This is a genomic window from Bacteroidota bacterium, from assembly GCA_030706745.1.
GTDB lineage: Bacteria > Bacteroidota > Ignavibacteria > Palsa-1295 > Palsa-1295 > PALSA-1295.
Genome location: JAUZNX010000012.1, coordinates 25,481 through 47,327, shown reverse-complemented (window position 1 = coordinate 47,327; position 21,847 = coordinate 25,481). Strand labels below are relative to the sequence as shown.

The following is a 21,847-nucleotide window of genomic DNA, read 5'->3' as shown; positions in this document are numbered from 1 at the left end:
ATTCACGAAAGTACCTTCTTTTATCAAAGACCATTATGAAAGGCACTCCTCTTAACGACCAGCTCTTCGAGTATATCGTCCACAACTTCGCCGAGGATGAGCGCGCCTTGCTCGAAAAGATGAGCGCCCGCGCGCAGGCCGCTGGAATACCCATGATCATGATCTCCGAAGAGCAGGCCCGGTTCATTGGCGTGTTTCTTCGCGCAATCAAGGCCCGACGCGTGCTCGATGTTGGGACGCTCTTTGGATACAGTGCCGCGATCATGTCGAGCGCCGTGGGTGCAGAAGGGGAGATCATCAGTCTCGAATTCGCAGAGAAGCACGCACGTGTCGCAAGAGAGAATCTCGACGAATTGGGAATCAAGAATGTTTCGATTACAACAGGTCCCGCTCTGGATGCGATGAAGATTATGCCCGAGAGCTCGTTCGACTTCATCCTGATCGATGCCGATAAACCCAACTATTCGAATTACCTGAACGAATCACTTCGGCTCATTCGGCCAGGCGGCGTTATTGCCGGCGATAATGCTCTGGCCTGGGGCAAAATCGCATCGGACTTACCCAAAGCCGATCCCGATTACGCGAGCGTAAGGGCCCTGCAACAGTTCAATCACGCCTTCGCGCAACAAAAAGCGATCTTCGGTGTCATCTGCGCGATTGGTGATGGCATGGCCATCGGAGTGGTCAGCAAGTGAATTGTTTTTTGAGGTTCCGTGTGTAACTTTCGTTTACTCGGCGTGTTCTTAGGCAGCACGGCCAAATGTCTGGGCTGCACCCTTTATCCCCACAACTAATTCAATCCTATGCGTTCGAAGATCTCTTGCGTTGTTGTTTCTCTATTTTTGGTACCGACTGTTTCCCCAGTGCATGCGCAGCAAATCGCGCGGCAGCTATCAAATGTTGTAGCTCTCGTCAAAGGCGAGGTTACCTCGACGGACGGCTCGCACCCCGGCGGAGTTTCGCTCACGTTCCTGAAAGGGACCGAACGCGTCACGACCACCAAGACCAAGACCGATGGCAAATTCTCGATGGTGCTCACACCCGGCGCAATGTATCGCATTGTCTGTAACGATCCGGAGTACCTATACCACGAGGATACGCTCGTGATTCCACAACTCACGGCCTACAAAGAATTCCCCGTCGCCACGGTCCTCACGCCTTTGCGAAATGGACAGCGGTTCGATCTCAGCTCGCCTTTGTTTCTGCCGAAATCAACAGCACTTGAACCTCGCGGCGCTGCCGAAATGGAAAAAATCGTGGAGGAATTGAAACATAACACGAAGCTCTCGCTGGCCATCACGGTCTACCCGGATAAACCAGTAATGTCGAAAAAGGACGCGATGCAGGAAAAGATCGCGATTGCTCGCGCTGCAAATCTTCGGGCATGGATGCTTGGCAAAAATATTCCGTCGACGCGCTACGAAGTTACCACGGTAACAACAAGTGTCCCGGCGGGCCGTTTTGATTTAGGCCCTGGCTATGCCACAAGTGACGAACCGAAAGGGAAGAAAAAGAAAAAGGCCGCTGCGCCAAAGGCCCCCTCGCTTGTGCCACAATTTGTTGAGATCACTGCGCATCTGGCGCAGTGATTCTGGAATGCGTAATGCGTTCACGCATTACGCATCATCATTGCGATGGAAGGTCAATACCGATTGGAAGATTTACTCTGATATCTTCTTTCGGCGCATAACCACAATTGCCGCAACCGGTCGCGCAGCCACCCTTAGCGTCAATTACGCCGCGCACCATTCCATATACATGCTTGCCGATGTGCCATGCAGCAACGGCGACCAAACCCCAGACGATCAGCGATTGAATGATCATTATCCCAATCCCAGCATCTTGCCACCATGATAGACGGCGAACGTGACGACCCACGCCAGAACAGTCATGTAGCTCAATTGGAAGAGCGGCCATTTCCAACTGTTGGTCTCCCGCCGAACTACCGCCAACGTTGAAATGCACTGCATCGCCAAAACATAATAGACCATCAACGAGATGGCAACCAGCGGTGTGAATACTTTCGCTCCGCTTGCAGGGTTGGTGTCAGCCTTCATCCGCTGCTGCAAATCGAACTGCGCCTTCTCCGTGCCGACATCCCCAACACTATAGACCGTGCCCATTGCCGAAACGAATACCTCGCGAGCCACAAACGACGAGATCATACCGATGCCCATCTTCCAGTTGAAGCCGAGCGGGGCAATTGCAGGCTCAATTGCGTGGCCAAAGACGCCGACGAAGGAATGGGCGGCGCGTTCCGATTGAGGAAGTTCTTCATGTTTTGGATAGGTCGCTAATGCCCAGAGGACAATAGACACGGAGAGGATCACCGTGCCGGCACGCCGCAGGAAAAGACCGGCGCGCTCGAGCATTTGGAGGAGTACATTCCTCAGGTGTGGCGCGTGATAGGAGGGTAATTCAAGGACAAACGTAGGTGCTTCACCACGAATCAGTGTACGGTGGAAGAGCCACGCGATGGTGAAGGCTGCAATCATCCCAAGAAAGTACATCGAGAGTAACACGAGCCCTGGAAGCGTGAGCAATACCAATGGGCCGATCGTGAGCACGGCTTTGCCCGGGATGAACGCCCCGATCATTAACGCATATACCGGAAGGCGTGCCGAGCACGACATGAGCGGCGCAACGAGAATCGTGATCAAACGCGCCTTGCGGTCCCCGATGGTGCGTGTTGCCATAATCCCTGGAATCGCACAGGCGAAGGAGGAGACCAAAGGGATAAAAGATTTGCCATGCAGTCCGACGCGACTCATCAGCCGGTCCATGAGGAATGCGGCGCGCGCCATGTAGCCGGTATCCTCCAGCAGCGTGATAAAAAAGAAGAGTAACAGAATCTGCGGCAAGAATACCAGCGTGTTTCCAACGCCGGCGATCAGTCCATCCTGAAGAAGGTCGCGCAAATCCCCAGCCGGCAGCAGAGTCCCAATCAGGCCGCCAAGTGCCTGCATTCCCGAGCGAATCCAATCCATAGGTGCCTGCACCCAGGAGAAGATCGCTTGAAACAGGACTGCCATCGTCACGAGGAATATCACGTAGCCCCACACTGGATGCATGACCACACGATCGATCTTCTCATCGACGGAGCGGCGTTCGCGGCGGGTTATCTTCACGCGCTCGATGGCTCCATCCGTAATCCCGGCGATCCACGTATAGCGGCCTTCGATGATCTGGACGGCATGATCGAGATCGTTTTGAAACAGGTGATGATCGTGCTCGCGCGCACCCAGGATTGCCGGAGCCCAAGCCGTCGTCGTTGCAATCAGGTTCTTTAACTCATCTAGTCCATGCTTCCGCGATGCAACAACCTCACAAACCGGAACACCGAGCCGCGACGAAAGCAATGCCGTGTTGACCCGTTGCCCATCTTGCTCGAGGAGATCGGTCATCGTGAGTACGACGATCACCGGCACGCCAAGCTCGAGTAATTGTCGTGTGGTATAAAGATTTCTATCCAGGTTGGTCGCGTCGACAACACTAAGCACGAGATCAGGTTTCGGTGTGTCGTTTCGAAGACCGAGCAATACTTCGCGTGCTATTGCTTCGTCCGGCGAATGTGGTGTGAGCGAGTACAGGCCTGGCAGATCGAGCACGCCAGCGGATTGGCCCCGACCAAAATGCACGGTACCTTGCTTCTTCTCGACGGTAACGCCGGGATAATTGCCAACTTTTTGCCGCAGTCCCGTCAGAGCGTTAAAGATTGTCGTCTTGCCAGAATTCGGATTGCCCACCAGCGCGATCGTCCTGATCACACTGGGCCGAGCCGGATCAACGCTGAGAATGCCGCTCTCGTGAAGAAGCGGATTCTGCTCTCGATCTTGACTAATGGAGTGCGGTGACGTGGCGATGACTCCGTCCTAATGGCTGGATAGTAACTGAATTGCCTGCGCTTCCTCGCGGCGCAGCGAGAGTCGGTATCCTCGAACGAGAATATCGAGCGGGCCTCCGAAAATTGCCAGACGAACAACCCGCACCGTCGTACCTGGTGTCAAGCCCATCTCCATCAAGTGCAATTGTGCGCTCGTTGTGCCGACAATCGTTTTGATTGTCGCCGAATCGCCTTCGTGTAGATCAGCCAAAGTCATGCGGGGCTTGCGAACATGCGGGTCGAAATGAAGGTGCGCTGTCGCTGATGTCGTAATGGCGACCGAGGCTCCGAGGGCAACAGCGTGCCGCCGGCGTCCACGAAAGATCTCCGGGATTCGAGCGAGCATGGAAACGCTACGATTATTCGATGGCAAATGACTTGGTTGCACAGGTTGCGAGGATTGTATAGTATCGGTTTAATAAGACTGAGTCTTAATACAACCAGTTCCATGCCCTATGTGAATTTCCGTTCAAAAACGGCAAAACGATGTTAAATTACTGGGATTGACCGTAAAAAAATCTTACCCGAACACGTTCGAGTAAGATTCTTTACCAATTCAGAATTCGGGCAAACTCGCCTACGGCTTCAACGGATCGAATGTGAGGATCGTATTCCAGCCGACAGCCACGAAGATAATGCCGGCCACAACGAGGAGTCCGAAGAGCGTCCGGCCAAGCAGCGGCTTCATCTTGTAATCGCGCATGATGTTCCAGATGCCGACGAGGCCGTGGTACATGCCGATGGTGATGAATCCGAGATACAGTCCTTTGAACCACGGGGATGCAAGGCGCGATGCGGTCTCACCGTAATCGTGTCCGCTTGCCGGATTGTAGTGCATGAGGATGTAATGCCCGACGAGAAGCGGTATCAGAGCGATACCGGAAATCCGTACGAGCCACCAGGCGGAGGCGCCAGAGCTCTTGGGGCGGGAGTAGCTGCGAAGAAAACGGGTACCTTCAAACGGTTGAGTCGGAGTTGCCATGACTTACCTCGCGAAGAGTTCGTTGCTGAAGATGAGACAGAACATCAGAATCACGGTCGCGACGGAAACGACCCACACGCCGGCCAATAGCTTCTTATGATATCGCGCGCCTTCGGCGAGATCGACGATCACGACGCGGATGCCATTGAATGCATGCCACATTACGAGCGCGCCGAGTAGCCACTCGCCGACCTTGAAGACTGGCGTAGTGAATGTTTTCATCTCTGCAGCGAAGGCCGCCCGGCCGTGCGTCAAAGAACTCAGCGCCCAGATATGGAGGAATAAATAAGCGACCAGGCCAATGCCGGTCAGCCGCTGGAGGAGGTATGCCCAGGAGCCGGAATAACGATGGTACGCAAGTATCAACTTATTCCATGCACCGAAAGGCTCGCGGTTCGGTGTGTATGCCATGTTGCGCCGGTAAACATTCGTTCAGGCAAGAAGGGTTGCCAGTGGAGAAGGAGTTTTGGGTATTCCAAAAATCTTCGAGTTCGATAAATTCTATAGATTCGATCGAATTCGAAGACTCTCTTCAATGGCAAAGCACCAAGCCGCTATCGGAGAATAATCATATTCTCCTCCATCGACTGAGACGAATTCGAAATCACGATACGATAGATGCCGGCTGGTAATGCATGCACATCGAGCACTATCTGAGCTTCGGAGTTGCATGTTGCCGACGTGGAGAGCGCGGTTGCACCCCGAATATCGAACAGCTCAACGTGCAAGTCTACTGGTCCATCGGCCTGAACGCTAATTTTCGCCTGATCGCCGAAGACAGGATTTGGCATTGGTTCGGACACGCTGAATGTTGGAGCATGGATCGGACCGCCGACGGGCGCGCGAAAACTGTCGGTCGAAACATACGCAAAAATATCCCCATCTGTCCCGATAGGATTCTTCCCCGTCCATGCTGCCGCAAAGGTGCCTCCGAAGGCATCGCTTCCGATGTAATCACCAATGAATGGGTAACCGGTAAATGGAATATCCCTTGGATCGAAGAGTGACTGATCGAGATTCTTGGGAGCATCGAGCGTGCTCCAATCAACTCGTGAAGCACGGATCAGATTGTTACTATCGGGATCATCTTCGGAGCTGAGGAATGTCACTCGTGGCTGCTGAAGTACCGGGTCAAAGGAAACCCATGCTTGAAAATGATCGCGGTTTTGTTTGCGCGGGTCGCCGAGTACGATAGGTGGGGTCCAATCTGCACCCTCATCAGTGGAGGTGATGGCAAGTAGACTCGCTGCATTGAGATTGTTGTTGTACGATCCATAGACAAGATACAACTTGTTCGTGGATGGATCGACATCGAACGCTACATACGGGAATGATCGGAATCCGTTGAATCCTTTCAGACCGGGATAATTAATGCTATTGATTGGAAAATTATCGAATGGCGCGACTGAGCGCTCGATGAATGTTGCGCCGCCATCATGCGAGACGAGTAGAAGGTGGTGTCCATAGGTCTCCGTGAGTCCGCTGTCCGTACTCGATGCATGAAAGAGGGTCCCGTGTGCCCCTGTTCGGAGAAGCGTAAATAATCCTCCATCAGTAGGAAGCGATTCTTGCTTCGACCAGGACTGGCCGCGATCATCACTCCATGCAATCATCGCATGGGAGGAATCACCATTGCGATCGAAATATTCATTCCACGCAATGTAAAGACGTCCATAATATGGGCTGCTCGGATCCCGATCGACGGTAATATTTTCTTTGTCCTGGAATAGAAACCGTGAAGAGTCTATCGGTCCCATTCCAAGGACGGGATTGCCCAACGTCCAGTGCTGCCCATCCTGACTGTGGGCGACCATCAAATCCGAGACATCGGTGGTATCCGAGAAATTTATGAGCAGAAATGCGTAGTAAAACATCCCATCGGCACTGCAGACGATCGATGGATCGCCATACGGCTGTGCGCCGAAATAATCCGGGGTGGGAAGCAGCGTCGTATTCCAGGATAGTCCGGCATTTGTGCTGACATAAGCGGGGGCCGTTAGATTGTCCATCGACAACAAGTTCGATCCGGCGATGACCAACTTGGGATTCGTACGGCTGATTGCGATGGATGTCTCATTCTGATCTACTGGAATCGCATCAACATCCGCAGTATTTTCGGTGATACTCGTCTTCAGCATGCGGCCATTGCCCAAGAAGGGAGCCGTCGATGCGTAAAGTCCGAGCCGCGCCCCGACGCGATGATCGATCATCCGCTGGAAGCCATCGCATCGCTCGTAAAGCTTCTTTCCATAGCCATGCGAGGCCAGTTCTTTCGCAACTTCGGCTCTGAACGCCGCCGACGATTTGGCGGGGTGACCTTGAGCGAACAACCGTGGACTACTGACAATCGCAATTGCGATAAAAAGAACGAGAGCGATGGACTTCATGCGCGCATGGGATTACCGCAATACAACAATGGATTTTTCTATCGTTTGTCCGTCTGAAGAAATGAGCGCGCGATAGACGCCTGCCGAGAGATTTTGCAAATCGAGATCGATTGCCGATTCAACTCCAGGCGAGAGCTTACGCTGCTGCGCAACGACTTCTTGCCCATTCAAGTCGATAAGCCGGATCAACGCGGATGCCTCAGCGTTCGTACTGATGCGAATGGTGACCGCGCCGCTGGTAGCAGGATTCGGGAATGGCTCACTCACGGAGAATTCACGAGCATTGATCGCGCGAGTAACGCCCGCCTTGGCGTTTGAAACATAGGCGTAAATATCACCTCCGCCGGCTCCCGACGCATCGTTCTCCGTCCAAACGGCAGCATAGATCCCACTATAAGCATCTCCTCCGGTATAATCGCCGATGAAGGAACCACCCCATGGATTGGTCACCGTGTTCGGATCGAAGAGATCGGATCCCAATGGTTCGGGCATCGTTAATCCAGAACCATTAACTCCGTCAAAATCGAACCGAACCATGCGGGTCATTTGGTTCGAGGCCAAGTCCTCCTCTGAACTATACATGGAGACGCGCGCCTTGCCAATGGAAGCATCATATGTCACCCACGGCTGAAAATGATCGGACTCGAGATAGTCCGGATTGCCAATTTGCTGTGGCGCGCTCCAATTCACGCCTTCATCCGTCGAGGTGACCGCGTATTGCACGGCATATCCGCTCGATCCGGTCGAGACGTAATCTCCATAGACCACATAGAGCTTGTTCGTTGCCGGATCGACATCGAAGGATGTATACGCATATGCTTTAAAGCCGTTCTTTAGCGCGTTTGGATACGTGTTGCCCGATGGAGGCGGGTAATTCAGATAGGATGCGATATAATGTTCCTGGAAGGTCTGGCCTCCATCATGCGAAACCATGATTCCATGCATCCCTGTGTCGTTGTCAAAATTCGAATAATCGATAGTTCGCGAGTTCGTTGCGATGAACACGGTCCCGCCTTTGCCAACGCGTATCTGCTCGAAATATCCGTATTTGGATAACCGTGATACCGGTTTGGACCATGTCATTCCATGATTATCGCTATAGGCTACCTGGTACTTGTTCGGATAGCCGGTATACCGCCATGCGATATAGACACGTCCGTAGTGGGGACTTGCGGGATCGCAGTCCGCCGCGATAGTTTCCTTGTCCTCATCACCGCTGACATGCGTTACATTTCCGACAACCGGCGCACCGAGGGTCCAGTGAATCCCATCCGTACTGCGCGCAACCATCAAGTCGGAAATATACGAGTTGGGATTGACATTCTGACTTGAGATAAGAAACGCGTAGTAGAAATTGCCCTGATCGTCGGCCGTGAGATACGGATCCCCAAACGCCTGGGCCGCTTTGTCCTGGACCATCGGCAGATAGTAAGTATTCCACGACCGTCCACCATTCGTGCTCACGAACGCGGGCATCGAGGAGTCATACATCGCGTAGAGATCGTTCGCGCCGGCAACGATGATGTTCGGGTTCGTCCGGCTGATTGCGACGGAGGCTTCGTTCTCGTCACACGTGTCGGGACTGATGTCCGATACTCTTGAAAAACCGGTAGGGCGGAGAACCCGTCTGCCATTAGTACCGAGCACCATCGCTCGAAGGTCATCGCGCGTCAAACCCAACTTGTGCGCGGCCACCACCTGGATCAGCCGCCGGAAATTATCGACCTCTCGATACCGCTCTTCGCCGTTCGGATAGCTTGCAACAACCTTCTCAACTTCGGTACGGAATGCCTCCGCCGAAACGCGCCCGGAGGAAGTGATCTGCTGGGCAGATGCACTGGAAACCAGAACGAGGGTAAGCAGGACGAAAATTGACTTCATAATCACAAATCTATTAACGGAGCGAAACCGAGCTCCGATTCGAGTAGTGATTCACGAACAGCCGGGAATGCCGGATAAATGCCCGCCAGCGGCTTGAATGAAACAGGGTCCAGCCTGATGAGGCCGGACCCTGTTTCAAAGATCAAAAGACCAACATCAGGTGCCCGCCGCGTAATCCAGATTGTACGCAAGCTGCTCTTCGGTCAGCGCGTCGATCGAGATACCGATCGTCGCGAGCTTGAGCGCACCAAGTTCCTGGTCCTGCTCGGTCGGGATGTCATAGACTTGTCCGCGGTCCATCGTCTCCTCGCCCTTATCAACCTTGACAAGACGAAGCTGACTCAAGAATTGATTTGCAAAGCTCATGTCCATAACTTCTGAAGGATGTCCTTCCGCTGCCGCAAGATTAACCAGGCGGCCTTGTGCCAGCAGATACACGCGTCGGTTGCCACTGAGCAGATACTCTTCGCAGTTCGCGCGGATGGTGCGGTGCGTGGCAGAGCGCTCTTCGAGTTGCGGGATATTGATCTCGCAATCGTAGTGACCCGTGTTGGCAACGATCGCGCCGTCCTTCATCACATCGAAGTGACGACCAACGATCACGTCCTTTACGCCGGTGGCTGTGATGAAGATGTCACCGATCTTCGCGGCTTCATCCATTGGCATGACGCGCATCCCTTCGAGCGTCGCTTTCAGAGCGGCGGTCGGCTTGACTTCGGTGGCGATCACGTTCGCGCCCATGCCCTTGGCCCGCATTGCAACGCCCTTGCCGCAATGGCCGTAACCGGCGATCACGACATTCTTGCCTGCAAGCAAGACGCTCGTCGCGCGGATAACACCATCGAGCGTGGACTGACCCGTACCATACACGTTATCGAAATCCCACTTCGTCTCGGCATCGTTAACGGCGATAACCGGATACCGAAGTTTGCCATCCTCGGCCATCGAGCGCAATCGGTGCACGCCCGTCGTCGTCTCTTCCGTGCCGCCGATGATCTCATCGAGCAACTGTGGATACTTGTTGTGGACCGTGAAAATCAGATCGGCGCCATCATCAAGCGTCAGGTTCGGATGGAAGTCCAAAGAGCGCTCGATGCACCAGTAGAACTCATCGACGTCCATGCCGTACCAGGCATAGATCTGCACGCCGGCCGCAGCCAGCGCGGCAGCAACTTCATCGTTCGTCGAAAGCGGATTGCAGCCGGACCACGACACTTTGGCACCGGCGGCTTCGAGCGTCTCGATCAGCACGGCAGTCTCTTTGGTCACGTGCAGGCACCCGGCGATACGATAGCCCGCGAGAGGCTTCGTCTTCGAGTATTTCGCGCGCAGCGCCATGAGCACCGGCATGCGGCTCTCAGCCCATTCGATCTGCCGGCGACCCGCATCGGCAAGTTTCAGGTTACGTACTTTATACTGGCCTTCTTTGAAATCCATTGTCTGAACCTTGATTATATAAGATATTGGAGACTCTTCCGATGGGTCCAAGATGGCCCCCATTCCGACTCGCGCGGCTAACAGCACCTGCGACGCCTGAGTTCGAAATACGCCGCTTGCGGGAGCATGTTGCAGCACTTCTTATCTAATTTCATCCGCTGGGGCTAGCCTTCCGCTCATTCGCAACCTGCCTCGCCTCGATCACCACCGCCTCGATTTCGAGCTTCTCCATAATCATAGCTGCCTCTCAGACACGCCATATAATTTTATATTACGTTGTCGGAAATTTTTCATGAAACAGTTATGGTGTCTCCTGGATAGCTATTTGTATTTCCCATTGCCAACCCGCCTGAATCAGGCCAAATTCGTCATTCACAATTCGTAATTCGTAACTGACGAAGAGACCCCTCTCCACCTAATACAACGTTGTTCGATACACCCGGCATCGCATATTTTCGATGAATTCTGCAAAATAAATTGTTGCGGCCGGCTTTCCCGGCCCTTCCGCATCGGCATTCCCGCGAAGCGAGGGCGCGAGCCGGGAATCCAGGCCCACACAATACTTGATCCTGAGGTAGGACTTGAACCTATGACCCTTCTGATTAACAGTCAGATGCTCTGCCGGCGACCCACTGATTAAGAGCAAGTTACTCTACATCGTCATTCCCGCGAAGGCGGGAATCCGGGCCCCGGAATTGTCAAAACCTGAATTCCCGGCACGTGCCCACGCTTCGCGGGGATGACAGTCCCAGCGGGATGCACTCAAATCCCCTCGACCCGGTAGCTCTCCATGTATTGCTTCACCCGCTCGGTGAACTGGACGGCATAGAGGCCGTCGATCAGACGGTGATCGTGCGAAAGTCCCAGGAACATCATCGAGCGGATCGCAATGTAGTCGTTGCCTTCGGCGTCGGTCTTCACGACGGCGCGTTTGACGATCGCGCCGGTTGTCATAATCGCGAGGTTGGGCTGATTGATGATCGGCGTCGAAAGGATATTGCCGAACATACCAGGATTCGTCAGCGTGAAGGTGCCGCCCGAAATGTCATCGGGAGTGAGCTTGCGCGTCCGCGCCTTGTTTGCGAGTTCGTTCATCGCACCGGCAATACCGGCCAGGCTGAGTCGGTCCGCATGTTTAATCACCGGCACGATGAGCGCCGGTGGCAGCGGTGAGCCTTCCTGCTTTGGCATCGCGACTGCAAAGCCAAAGTTGATCTCGTTGCGAATAATTATATTCGTACCTTCGATCGATGCATTGATAAATGGGAATTCGCGCAGTGCGCGGACCATGCACTCGATAAAGATCGGAGTGAGTGTGAGCTTCACGCCATAGCGTTGCAGGAACGCGTCTTTGCCGCGCTTCTGCGCGTTGACGATATTCGTCACGTCCACCTCGCTGATCGAGGTAACGTGTGGGCTCGTATGCACCGAGCGCACCATGTGCTCGGCAATACGCTGACGGATATTGTCCATCGGAAGGACCGTTACGGCTTCGCCAGAAGATGCAAATGACGGTGTAGCCATCGGCTGCGGCTCGCGCGCGGCAAAGCTGGGAGCAGACTCTCCCGCTTTTTCGAGGCGGGGGCTGGGAACTGGTTGAACCCGGCCGGACTTGCGCGCCTCGACATAGGCCAGCATGTCGGTCTTGTTCACGCGGCCACCCATACCGGAGCCTGTGATCGTTGCCAACTCCTGCGGCGAAACGCCCTCTGCCTTGGCAATGGATTTGACAAGCGGCGAGTAGAAGCGATCGTCTTGAGCCTGAGGCGCTTGTTGTGCTTCGCGGCTAACAACTGCTGTTGCCAGCTTCTGAACTTGTTGTACCTGCTGTGCCGGAGCCTGCTGGGCAGGTGCTTGCTGCGGGGGAGCCTGTTGAGCTGGCGCTTGCGGAGCTGGCGCTTGCGGAGCTGGCGCTTGCGGAGCTGGCGCTTGCGGAGCTGGCGCTTGCGCAGAAGCTGCACCGCTCGAAATAAACGCGATAGTCGCGCCGACGGCAACGGTTTCCTTTTCCTGCGCGACGATCTTAGTCAGCGTCCCGGCAAATGGCGCCGGGACTTCGGTATCAACTTTATCAGTCGAAATTTCGAGAATGGGCTCGTCTTTTTCGACTGTGTCGCCTTCCTTCTTCAGCCACTTCAGGACGGTGCCCTCTGCAATAGACTCACCCATCTTCGGCATCACAACCGCTTGACCCTGAGCTGCGGCGGAGCCATTGCCCTGTGCGGGCTGTGGCGCTGGTGCCTCGGCTTTAGGCGCTGGTGTCGGAGTCTGAGTCGGAGCCGGAGCCGCAGGCGCGGCTTGCTTCGCTTCACTCGCAGCAGGTTTGGCTTCCGATTTTGCGGGCGGGGCAGCAACTTCGCCGTTCGTGCCGATCGATGCGATCGGCTCGCCAACCAAAACGGTCTGCTTTTCCTGCGCAAGGATCTTCAATAGCGTCCCGGCAACCGGCGACGGCACTTCAGTATCGACCTTATCAGTCGAAATTTCGAGGATCGGCTCATCTTTCTCAACTGCGTCGCCTTCCTTCTTGAGCCAACGTAGGATTGTGCCTTCCGAGATACTTTCGCCCATTTTGGGCATTACTACATTCGTCGCCATGATCAATAAAAGGTGAAGCCGGCCACTCCGGAGGAGACCGGGAGCGCGTAAACACTATTTCTGCCTAAAGGCTTCCGGCCTTTGGAGCGCTAAGTTTTGCGATGACCTTCGCCAAACCTGAGATTGACATGAGAAAACGGTTACTCAGCAATCAGGTATTGTACCTTCGCAAAGAATTGTCGCTCGGTCGGCTGAAGTGAGTTTATGCTGCCGACCGTTGAGACAAAATTGTGCGTCGAGCCGATATAGAAACTCGTAAACGGATTGACCTTATACGTGATGAGAGGATCGATATCCAATTGATCCGCAAACCCATTGTATTGCACGATCACTCTCGCATCGAGTTCCCGGGTGAACTGATACGTGAAACGTGAGCGATAGATCGACCCTGCATAGAAGATGGCACCATTATCGTGCGCCAATTGTGAGAACCGATAGGATGGCTCGATGAGTAAGCTCCCGATCGGTTTGAGCGTCGCCGACGCGCTGACGTCCACGCCCTTTCCAGCAAAAGGCACTGGAGCGGTCGTTGCAATCGACTGTCCGACGGTGATCTCAGCGTATAATGACACACCAGAAGCAAAGGTCGTATTGCCGCCAATATCCCATTGCGTCAATCCCGGAAACAGAATGCCTCCGAATTCCTGCGAATAAAAACGATGATAATACCACAAGCTTGACTGACCGATAAAGTCCACGTGAATCAATGGGCGCAACTCACGCAACTTAGTCACGTCGTCAAAATTCCAGTTGTACTGGGCCGTCACCGAAGGATCGACTTCCACGAGCCAGCCTAACCAGGCATTTTGATTGACCATCGGTATCTTGTAGCGCGCCCACCCTGTGGCACTTTGGATATCATTGTTGAAGTAAAATCCATTTCCCGCTCGGAATGCCGGACTGGTTTCGGAGTAGACAATATGAGCGTCGATACTCTCCGTTATGCGTTCGATTTGCAGAGATGCGGAGGTCCCACCAAGCCGTTCGCCATCGTACTCCACAGTGTGGCGTGCATCATTGAATAATGTGGTGTCCCCAATCGAGTGCGTGTTCGATTCAATCGTACCGCTCCACAATCCCTGTCCGCTGAGAGCTACATTTTCGAATAGCCGCACTCTGCCATCGATCCCAGCGACAGTATTCGAGCCCTTGTCGGCATATCGACGGTCAGTCAAGAGCGCACCAACATAGCTATCCGTGCCAATCGTCTTAGCAACACGGAGAATATTCGAGTAGCTTTTCCCGGCATCCGGAATCACAACGCTTCTTTCCTCCAGCGGAATGATGACCGGCGAATGTCGATCGTAACCGCCCAGATATCCCAAGCTCCATGTTGGGCCGCGATGCAACAGCTTGATTGCTCCAAGCGGATCATCGATGGAGCGAGTATAAACAGCGGCCAGTGGGGTTGTAAACAAATCACTACCGTCTTGAAAGAACGGCCGGTGCTCCGGGTAGAATAGCGCGAAGGTTGTATTCACGCTGACTTGTGCGGCATCCGATTCAACTTGGCTAAAGTCCGGATTGGCTGTTGCTTCAATTGAACTCGCCGGTCCCATGCCATAACGAATTCCGAGCGACGGCTTGAGTCTGATGGGTTCGTTGCTTAGCAGGGAGGCTTGGCCAGTTCTGGCTGCTGCCTGTGTGGCTGCAAGCGAAGGGAGAAGTTCGACGGAGCTGGTGTGCGGAATGTTCTCGATCCCAGTTAGTGGTCCCAATTGACAAAAGATGCACGGAATCCGAAAGTCGATCGGGCTGGACGACATTTTATAAACGACATCGCGCGGATAGCTTCGCCAGAACGCGATATGGAAATTCTGGACAGCCACGTTGGGAAACCGGAGGCTGCGAAATGGAATCCGCATCTCAATCTGCCAGCCGTCGGAAGTGATTTTCGATTCTCCCGAATAGATCAGATCGTAGCTCATGTCTTCGTTCGTTGCGCTCCAAAACAAGTCTCCCTGAATGCCGCGAGGATTGAGATACACTTCGAAGGCCCGAACTCCATCTCCGTATGGATCGAGGATGATCCCCATGAAGTCGTCCTGCCAGATATTGTCGCGCCCGATCATGGACTGACGTATGTTCTCAGGATGTGGGTCGTGCCCGATCATTGCCACGTACAGGTAATCGTCGTCATACGTCACGAGTGCCTCGGTTTCGACCGGTGGCGGTGTCATTGGATGCGGGACGCATCCGGTGAAGACTTTGGTACGGGCGGCATGGGTCCATCCGGCATCGTTCAAGTTACCATCGATCGTGATGGTCCCGACACGACGAGAGACCGCGAGTGAAGGATTTAGAACGGGATGAAAACTCGTATCACGCTTAGAATTCTGGCAATAGCTTGTGCTCCTGAGCGTTAGCAGTGCAAGAAAGACCAGAACGAAAGAACAATTGCGCACGATAAGAAGGCCGATGAGATAAGACGAACTGAATGAACAGAAATTCACAGCACTACGCCACTCGTTCCATCATGTTACATCGTTCTTGATAGGAACCATGACAATGATTCCGAATGGCCGCAAAACCGTTCGGACCCGGCGCTTCATTTTCGGTCGTAGATTTGCACGTGAGGATTGCTCCAATGTTTGCTCATCCATAATCCTTAAAATCAATCAGCGGAATCTGGCGCAACCTTGGTTGTGCCGACCTTAATCCGCGTAATCCAGGTTCAGGCTTCTATGCTCGGCTCTTTCACCTTCATCCTTCACACGCACCTGCCGTATGTTTTGCATCATGGCAAATGGCCGCATGGCTCCGATTGGCTCTCGGAGGCGGTTGCCGAGTGCTACCTGCCGATTCTGAGTGCGCTCGAACGGCTCGACGCGGAGGGACTCGCGCCACGCATTTCGATGGACTTTTCACCAATCAATCTCGAACAACTCGCCGATCCGGCATTCGCCGAGGTCTTCGCCTCCTATTGCGACGAAAAGATCCTAGCTGCCGAGACCGACTACAATTTTTTTGCGACGAATGAAGAAGAGCGTCTTCAGCCGCTCGCCGAGATGTGGCGAGAGTATTATTCGAACGCAAAGCGAAAATTTCAGGATGAGTATGGCGGCAATGTCGTTGGTGCATTTCGCCGCTTGTCAGAGCGGGGAATTCTCGACGCGATGACTTGCGGTGCTACGCACGGCTATTTCCCGCTGCTGCTGAAGGATGCCAATATCCGCGCGCAGATCAAATGTGCAATCGCCACGCACGAAAAACATTTTGGCACGAGGCCACGCGGCATTTGGCTGCCAGAGTGCGGATACCGTCCACGTTACCGCTGGTCGCCGCCCGTCGGGCCCGAAGCGTATCAGCGCAAGCGAGAAGAGCGCGCCGGAATTGAAGAGTTAGTAGCCGAGGCGGGGCTGGAATATTTTGTTGTCGATGGCGCGCTCACGAAAGGTGGGACCACCATCCCGGCGTATCAGCCGCTTGCCCGGAAACTGCACCAACAGTATCTCGAAGAGATGGGGGCACGAGGCGAGACGCCGTTTGAAGCCGATGCAGATCGCTCGCTCGCGGAGATCTATTCTATTGATTCGGGCAAGCCGGGCCGGCTGGCGAATCCCCCGGCAGTTTTTTCCCGTGACCCTCAAAGCGCCGCGCGTGTCTGGGCTGCCGATCGAGGGTATCCAGGTGCCGGAGTTTATCTCGATTTTCACAAGAAGCATCACAACTCTGGTCTTCGGTATTGGGGCGTGACGGGCGCGCGCGTCGATCTCGGTGCCAAGCGTGTGTATCAACCCGGCCATACCGAGTGGCAGCTCGATCTCGATGCTTCGGATTTCGTTTCGCTCATACGGCGTGAACTCGCCGAGCATCTCGGTGCGCGCGGCACTCCAGGGATTATCGCTGCACCGTTCGATACGGAATTGTTTGGACATTGGTGGTTTGAAGGTCCCCGCTTTCTCGAAAAAGTCATGCGGCAACTCCTGGCGCCCGAAACGGATGTCGAGCTCAGCAACTGTTCCAAGGCACTCCTTGACTATCCGCCCACAAAAACGATCTCGTTACCCGAGGGCTCCTGGGGCGAAGGCGGACATCACTTCGTCTGGACCAACCAGGCTGTTGCATGGATGTGGGACGTGATTTACCCGATGGAAGATCGCTTCCTGAAGATAATTAAGACCATCGCTCCCCTCCCGCTTGCGGGAGGGGTTGGGGGAGGGGATAAGATTCTTCAAACGATCCTGAAGCAAGCTGCACGGGAAATGCTGCTCTTGGAATCGAGCGACTGGCAATTCGTGATCTCCACACAAGGCGCAATCGAATATTCGAAGGAGCGGTTCGAAGAGCATCGGGCGTTCCTCGAAGCCTTGCTTGACATGGCCGAGCGCTATGCTGCCGGTCACGGTCTTACGGAGGAAGACACCGAGATACTCGAAACCTCCAGCGTCAAAGATCGGCCGTTCGAGACGATCGATCTTGCGTGGTGGAATTAGAGTTCTCGTACCCTACACAAGTCAGTACAGGCAGTCGTGGATATTTCGGAAATCGCTCGTCGGTTTGGGATAGCAGGCACATGGTAAACTCGCTCCCGCGCTGGGAGCGGATGATCTTTGAGTGCTGGCAGGTCGAGCATAGGCCCGGAGATGATCGCGGCATGTTTTACCGGGATGATGTGTGGAAGATTCCAACTTCAAAGTGATTGATTCTGATTCCATGGTGTTTTACGGGCACTCAGCACTCAGTACTTAGCACTTAACCCTTCCCCATGCTTGTCTCTTTATCGACATGGAAGCACGGCTTCCGACCAAATCAAGTTACCTATGATGCGCTTCTCGCTGGCAAGCCGGCACTCGATGCCGTTGAGGCTGGCGCGAAATACTGCGAGAGCGATCTTACGTGTATGTCCGTGGGCCGCGGCGGATTGCCGGATTCAACGGGTGTCGTTACACTCGACGCCTCGATCATGGACGATGAAGGCAATTGCGGTTCTGTCGCGTTCGTGCAGCGGTACGAGCACGTGATCTCGATCGCGCGCCGCGTGATGGAAAAGACTCCGCATGTGATGCTGGCCGGCACCGGTGCGGAGGCATTCGCCGCGAGCGAAGGATTTCCTCAAACTGAGTTACTAACGGAGAAGGCAAAGGCATATTATGCCGAGTGGATCAAGCAGCCAGACCGGTTGCAGGTCCGCCTGCGTAGGGCTGCCGAAGGAGAGCACGAGTATGTGTTCGTCCACATCGATGAGAATGGCAAGGAGTCTGAAGCGCACGAACAGAATGGCCGGATCTCGCGTGTTGCGGAAGCCTCGCACGATACAATCGGCGTGATCGGCATGGATGGCGCTGGACGGCTGGCTGGTGCATGCACCACGAGCGGACTTGCATTCAAACTGCATGGCCGTGTGGGTGATAGTCCAATCATCGGCTCTGGACTGTATGTCGATGGTAAGGTCGCGGCCGCTGTTGCCACGGGAGATGGCGAGCTCATGATGCGAGCATGCTCGGCGTTCCACGTCGTCGAGATGGTCCGGCAGGGCATCGAGCCGGGTGAAGCACTGGAGCGCGCGCTCAAACGCATCCGAGAAGACCGGCATCTGAAACCGGATTTGCAGTGCGGCCTCATGGTCGTTCGCGCGGATGGTGTTTGGGCGGCGCGGTCGCTAAGGCCCGGATTCCAACTCGCGGCGGCAAGCACGGCTCTGAAAGACCAGAACATACTGCATGATGTAACGGAGCGAGGAATGTCGCTGGCAGCATAATCATGGAAGGACTTGCACTCGTCACTGGAGCGGGACGCGGCATAGGACGCGCGATTGCGTTCGCACTTGCAGAGGCGAACATTCCGGTCGTGCTGGTTGCACGGTCGAACGAGGAAATCACGGATATCCGGAATGAGATCATCTCAAACGGCGGATCGGCATGGGCATGTCCATGCGATATCACCAAGGTGGATGAAGTGAACGGATTGGTTACTGACATTGCTGCGGAAGTTGGCGCTGTCAATATTCTCGTCAACAATGCTGGAGTGGCTCCGTCAGCGAAGCTCGAAGATACGACCGACGAAATGTGGCGTGAGACTTTTGGCGTGAATGTCGATGGCCCGTTCTATCTCATGCGTGCCCTGCTGCCACAAATGAAAGTAAGTGGTGGGCAAGTGATTTCAATCGCATCCACTGCCGCCCTGCAGGGTTTTCGCTACACGGCAGCCTATACCGCATCCAAGCATGCGCTGCTTGGACTCATGCGCGCACTTACCGAAGAGATGAAGAATACGCCAATTGTTTTCAGCACGATCTGTCCCGGCTTCACGCGCACCAATATATTAGAAGAGAGCATTTTGGCGACGATGGCGCGCGGCAAATCGCGAGAAGAGGCGGAAGCAATTTTCGCAGCGATGAACCGGGAGGGCCATATCATCGAAACCGAAGAGATTGCGCAGACTGTAATGAATCTGATTTCGTCATCGAATGCCACGAGCGGACAGGCCTATCATGCCGATGGCACGCCGATTTCAGGCGTATGACAGAGGAGTCGCCGCAATAGCGAAGGCCAGGGAATTCGCTGGCAGGCAGCACGGTTCCAGCCTCACGGAGCATAGTATGGACAGACGATTTGAAGCGACATTCGACGAACACGGGCATTTCGATATGCCGGCTGACATCAGAGAGCGACATGGCTTCACCAATGGCGCAAAAGTAAAGATCGAAGAGCAAGGAAATAAATTAGTCATCGAGGCCGCCAAAAGCCTGAGCATCGAGGATATCAAGAAGCTCACCGCCAGGGAAGCTATTGAAATGGCCGTCGGCTTTAGTGGGAATGATGGAAGGGCCCTCGAAATACTTCTGGAAGAACGGAAGCGATTCTGATGCTGGTCTTCGATAGCTTCGCGCTTCTGGTTCTTTTTAATCATCAGCCCGGCTGGGAAATCGTGCGAGACCATCTCTTCGACGCCGATGACAATGGATTCCGCCAGTTGATTAGCGCGATCAATTATGGCGAATTCTAATACATGGAAGCAATCAATAATGGATTCGAGCACGCGGAGACGTCGCGCAAGCTGGTTGAGCTGCTTCCACTTCAAATACACACGCCTTCCTTTGAACAGATCATGGAGGCCGCGCATCTCAAAGGTGGCGCGAAGGCCTCCTATGCCGATTGCTTCGCCGCCGCACTAGCGCTCGAGATGGATGTTCCTGTTCTCACAGGCGATCCGGAATTTCAGAGATTCGAGGATTATGGAGTCAAGGTCGAATGGCTCCCGAAGAACAGATAGTGAGTTGGCACTAACAGAAAGTTAACCGTTGATCGGGGCATTCTCGGCACGATAAATGGGTTCAATCTTACGCAGGAGCAATCCAACGAATCTATCTGCGCAATCTGCATACAATCGGCGTAATTCAGGCTCTATATTGAAAGAATCCTTTCGTTTTTTCGAAACCCACAAGACCCGCGAGCGTGCGGCTATCGTAACCCTTATTCGCTCCAGCGACGAAGAAAGTCGCGCTGAAGCCCTCGAACATTTAAGCGAACTTGCGCTCCTGGCAGACACGGCGGGCGCTGATGTCCTTTACCGTGTGACACAAGAGCGGCCCACACCCGATGGAGCGCTGTATCTTGGCAAGGGCAAAGTCGAAGAGTTGAAGAACCATGTCGAAGTGCTCGAGATCCAGCTTGTCCTTTTCGATGATGATCTTTCGCCGGTGCAAATCCGTAATCTGGAGAAAGAGCTTGGCGTCAAAATTCTCGATCGTTCGGGGCTTATCCTCGATATTTTCGCCAGTCGTGCACGCACGCGCGAAGCAAAGACGCAGATCGAGCTTGCGCAGCTCGAATACTTGCTGCCACGCCTTACACGCGCTTGGACCCACTTGTCAAAACAAATGGGCGGAATCGGCACAAAGGGACCTGGCGAAACGCAGATCGAGACCGACCGCCGATTAGTCAAGACTCGCATTTCGCTCTTGAAGGGGAAGCTTGCCGAGATCGAGCGTCAGCACCGCACGCGCCGCGAAGGACGCTCGGATGAGTTGACACGGATCGCGCTGGTGGGATATACAAACGTCGGCAAATCATCGCTTCTGAACACGATAGCCTCGGGTGTCTCGGAGGTCTTCGTCGAGAATAGGCTCTTTGCGACACTCGACGCAACGACGCGCGCGATGGCGCTCTCGCACGGCCGTCAGGCGCTTGTGACCGACACGGTCGGATTTATCCGCAAGTTGCCGCCGCGCCTTATCGCATCGTTCCGAACGACGCTGCGCGAAGTCGAGGAGGCGGATATCCTTTTGCATGTCGTGGACATTGCGAGTCCAGCGTACGAAGAGCAAATCGAAGTCGTCCGTGAGACGTTGCGCGAGTTGGGCGCGCATTTGAAGCCCACGATCATGGTCTTTAATAAACTGGATGCGCTGGATGAAGACCGCCGTCAACTTACGCATGAGCTTCGCGCACAATATCCGCATGCTGTCTTTGTCTCGGCGGAGCGGGGCATTGGTATCGAGCAACTCAAGAATGAGATCGAGAAAGTAATTACCGAGGCATCATTCGAATTAACTGTCGAGATACCTCTGGCGCATTACGACATCGCCTCACGTCTGCACGAACTGGGAGAGGTGACCGAGCGCGTCTTTACTGATACGCACGTTCGTCTCCGCCTCCGAGTGCACTCGCGTAATAAGGAGCGCGTCGAACGGCTGCTGGCGACGGCGGCGTGAGGTCAATTGGATTAGTTACACTT

At 54.4% G+C, this 21,847-nt stretch carries 19 protein-coding genes; 9 read left to right on the top strand and 10 right to left on the bottom strand.

Annotation, left to right across the window (positions count from 1 at the left end; genetic code table 11):
- Positions 1-35: 35 nt before the first annotated feature.
- Together Q8902_12640 and Q8902_12635 are read left to right on the top strand one after the other, a co-directional pair.
- Positions 36-695, top strand: a complete 660-nt coding sequence (locus Q8902_12640; GenBank protein ID MDP4200403.1) for an O-methyltransferase — start codon at positions 36-38, stop codon at positions 693-695.
- A 108-nt stretch (positions 696-803) separates the two neighbouring features.
- Complete coding sequence (locus Q8902_12635; protein MDP4200402.1) at positions 804-1,589, top strand: hypothetical protein; 786 nt, start codon at positions 804-806, stop codon at positions 1,587-1,589.
- 37 nt (positions 1,590-1,626) lie between these two features.
- Here the strand turns inward: Q8902_12635 and Q8902_12630 are convergent, their stop codons facing one another.
- From Q8902_12630 to Q8902_12585, 10 genes are all read right to left on the bottom strand, one after another.
- Positions 1,627-1,824 carry a hypothetical protein gene (locus Q8902_12630; GenBank protein MDP4200401.1) on the bottom strand — a complete coding sequence of 66 codons (198 nt, stop codon included), beginning with the start codon at positions 1,822-1,824 and terminating at the stop codon, positions 1,627-1,629.
- Positions 1,824-3,767 carry a ferrous iron transport protein B gene (gene feoB, locus Q8902_12625; GenBank protein MDP4200400.1) on the bottom strand — a complete coding sequence of 648 codons (1,944 nt, stop codon included), beginning with the start codon at positions 3,765-3,767 and terminating at the stop codon, positions 1,824-1,826. Before feoB ends, Q8902_12630 begins: the two co-directional genes overlap by 1 nt.
- Positions 3,768-3,872: 105 nt before the next feature.
- On the bottom strand, positions 3,873-4,229 hold the full coding sequence (locus Q8902_12620) for a FeoA family protein (GenBank protein ID MDP4200399.1): 357 nt from the start codon (positions 4,227-4,229) through the stop codon (positions 3,873-3,875).
- 231 nt (positions 4,230-4,460) lie between these two features.
- Positions 4,461-4,865 carry a succinate dehydrogenase, hydrophobic membrane anchor protein gene (gene sdhD, locus Q8902_12615; GenBank protein MDP4200398.1) on the bottom strand — a complete coding sequence of 135 codons (405 nt, stop codon included), beginning with the start codon at positions 4,863-4,865 and terminating at the stop codon, positions 4,461-4,463.
- Positions 4,866-4,868: 3 nt separating this feature from the next.
- Positions 4,869-5,276 (bottom strand): succinate dehydrogenase, cytochrome b556 subunit, encoded by a 408-nt coding sequence (gene sdhC, locus Q8902_12610; protein ID MDP4200397.1) that lies wholly within the window; start codon positions 5,274-5,276, stop codon positions 4,869-4,871.
- Between the two features lie 143 nt (positions 5,277-5,419).
- Positions 5,420-7,252 carry a T9SS type A sorting domain-containing protein gene (locus Q8902_12605; protein ID MDP4200396.1) on the bottom strand — a complete coding sequence of 611 codons (1,833 nt, stop codon included), beginning with the start codon at positions 7,250-7,252 and terminating at the stop codon, positions 5,420-5,422.
- Positions 7,253-7,264: 12 nt separating this feature from the next.
- On the bottom strand, positions 7,265-9,133 hold the full coding sequence (locus tag Q8902_12600; GenBank protein ID MDP4200395.1) for a T9SS type A sorting domain-containing protein: 1,869 nt from the start codon (positions 9,131-9,133) through the stop codon (positions 7,265-7,267).
- Positions 9,134-9,289: 156 nt separating this feature from the next.
- Complete coding sequence (locus Q8902_12595; protein MDP4200394.1) at positions 9,290-10,570, bottom strand: adenosylhomocysteinase; 1,281 nt, start codon at positions 10,568-10,570, stop codon at positions 9,290-9,292.
- 762 nt (positions 10,571-11,332) lie between these two features.
- On the bottom strand, positions 11,333-13,168 hold the full coding sequence (gene sucB / locus Q8902_12590; GenBank protein MDP4200393.1) for a 2-oxoglutarate dehydrogenase, E2 component, dihydrolipoamide succinyltransferase: 1,836 nt from the start codon (positions 13,166-13,168) through the stop codon (positions 11,333-11,335).
- A 140-nt stretch (positions 13,169-13,308) separates the two neighbouring features.
- A complete protein-coding gene (locus Q8902_12585) occupies positions 13,309-15,573 on the bottom strand; it encodes a DUF5916 domain-containing protein (protein ID MDP4200392.1) in 2,265 nt (754 codons plus the stop codon).
- Between the two features lie 279 nt (positions 15,574-15,852).
- On the opposite strand from Q8902_12585, the gene Q8902_12580 reads away from it, so the two are divergent.
- The 7 genes from Q8902_12580 to hflX all read left to right on the top strand — a co-directional run bounded on the left by Q8902_12580 (position 15,853) and on the right by hflX (position 21,824).
- On the top strand, positions 15,853-17,604 hold the full coding sequence (locus Q8902_12580; GenBank protein MDP4200391.1) for a DUF1957 domain-containing protein: 1,752 nt from the start codon (positions 15,853-15,855) through the stop codon (positions 17,602-17,604).
- Positions 17,605-17,876: 272 nt separating this feature from the next.
- The gene (locus Q8902_12575; GenBank protein ID MDP4200390.1) at positions 17,877-18,869 is read left to right on the top strand and encodes a N(4)-(beta-N-acetylglucosaminyl)-L-asparaginase; all 993 of its coding nucleotides are present in this window, start codon (positions 17,877-17,879) and stop codon (positions 18,867-18,869) included.
- Positions 18,870-18,871: 2 nt separating this feature from the next.
- Positions 18,872-19,633: an SDR family oxidoreductase gene (locus Q8902_12570; GenBank protein MDP4200389.1), complete on the top strand. Its 762-nt coding sequence runs from the start codon at positions 18,872-18,874 to the stop codon at positions 19,631-19,633.
- On the top strand, positions 19,608-19,976 hold the full coding sequence (locus Q8902_12565) for an AbrB/MazE/SpoVT family DNA-binding domain-containing protein (GenBank protein MDP4200388.1): 369 nt from the start codon (positions 19,608-19,610) through the stop codon (positions 19,974-19,976). The genes Q8902_12570 and Q8902_12565 overlap by 26 nt, the downstream gene beginning before the upstream one ends.
- Positions 19,976-20,116 carry a hypothetical protein gene (locus tag Q8902_12560; protein MDP4200387.1) on the top strand — a complete coding sequence of 47 codons (141 nt, stop codon included), beginning with the start codon at positions 19,976-19,978 and terminating at the stop codon, positions 20,114-20,116. Before Q8902_12565 ends, Q8902_12560 begins: the two co-directional genes overlap by 1 nt.
- 3 nt (positions 20,117-20,119) lie before the next feature.
- A complete protein-coding gene (locus tag Q8902_12555) occupies positions 20,120-20,383 on the top strand; it encodes a hypothetical protein (GenBank protein ID MDP4200386.1) in 264 nt (87 codons plus the stop codon).
- A gap of 136 nt (positions 20,384-20,519) precedes the next feature.
- On the top strand, positions 20,520-21,824 hold the full coding sequence (gene hflX, locus Q8902_12550) for a GTPase HflX (protein MDP4200385.1): 1,305 nt from the start codon (positions 20,520-20,522) through the stop codon (positions 21,822-21,824).
- Positions 21,825-21,847: the final 23 nt, after the last annotated feature.

Bases quoted from the DNA above. Each gene is read 5' to 3' on its own strand.
- Q8902_12640 (MDP4200403.1), top strand. From the start codon at position 36: ATGAAAGGCACTCCTCTTAACGACCAGCTCTTCGAGTATATCGTCCAC.
- Q8902_12635 (MDP4200402.1), top strand. From the start codon at position 804: ATGCGTTCGAAGATCTCTTGCGTTGTTGTTTCTCTATTTTTGGTACCG.
- Q8902_12630 (MDP4200401.1), bottom strand. From the start codon at position 1,824: ATGATCATTCAATCGCTGATCGTCTGGGGTTTGGTCGCCGTTGCTGCA.
- Q8902_12620 (MDP4200399.1), bottom strand. From the start codon at position 4,229: ATGCTCGCTCGAATCCCGGAGATCTTTCGTGGACGCCGGCGGCACGCT.
- sdhD (MDP4200398.1), bottom strand. From the start codon at position 4,865: ATGGCAACTCCGACTCAACCGTTTGAAGGTACCCGTTTTCTTCGCAGC.
- sdhC (MDP4200397.1), bottom strand. From the start codon at position 5,276: ATGGCATACACACCGAACCGCGAGCCTTTCGGTGCATGGAATAAGTTG.
- Q8902_12605 (MDP4200396.1), bottom strand. From the start codon at position 7,252: ATGAAGTCCATCGCTCTCGTTCTTTTTATCGCAATTGCGATTGTCAGT.
- Q8902_12600 (MDP4200395.1), bottom strand. From the start codon at position 9,133: ATGAAGTCAATTTTCGTCCTGCTTACCCTCGTTCTGGTTTCCAGTGCA.
- Q8902_12595 (MDP4200394.1), bottom strand. From the start codon at position 10,570: ATGGATTTCAAAGAAGGCCAGTATAAAGTACGTAACCTGAAACTTGCC.
- sucB (MDP4200393.1), bottom strand. From the start codon at position 13,168: ATGGCGACGAATGTAGTAATGCCCAAAATGGGCGAAAGTATCTCGGAA.
- Q8902_12580 (MDP4200391.1), top strand. From the start codon at position 15,853: ATGCTCGGCTCTTTCACCTTCATCCTTCACACGCACCTGCCGTATGTT.
- Q8902_12575 (MDP4200390.1), top strand. From the start codon at position 17,877: ATGCTTGTCTCTTTATCGACATGGAAGCACGGCTTCCGACCAAATCAA.
- Q8902_12570 (MDP4200389.1), top strand. From the start codon at position 18,872: ATGGAAGGACTTGCACTCGTCACTGGAGCGGGACGCGGCATAGGACGC.
- Q8902_12565 (MDP4200388.1), top strand. From the start codon at position 19,608: ATGGCACGCCGATTTCAGGCGTATGACAGAGGAGTCGCCGCAATAGCG.
- Q8902_12560 (MDP4200387.1), top strand. From the start codon at position 19,976: ATGCTGGTCTTCGATAGCTTCGCGCTTCTGGTTCTTTTTAATCATCAG.
- Q8902_12555 (MDP4200386.1), top strand. From the start codon at position 20,120: ATGGAAGCAATCAATAATGGATTCGAGCACGCGGAGACGTCGCGCAAG.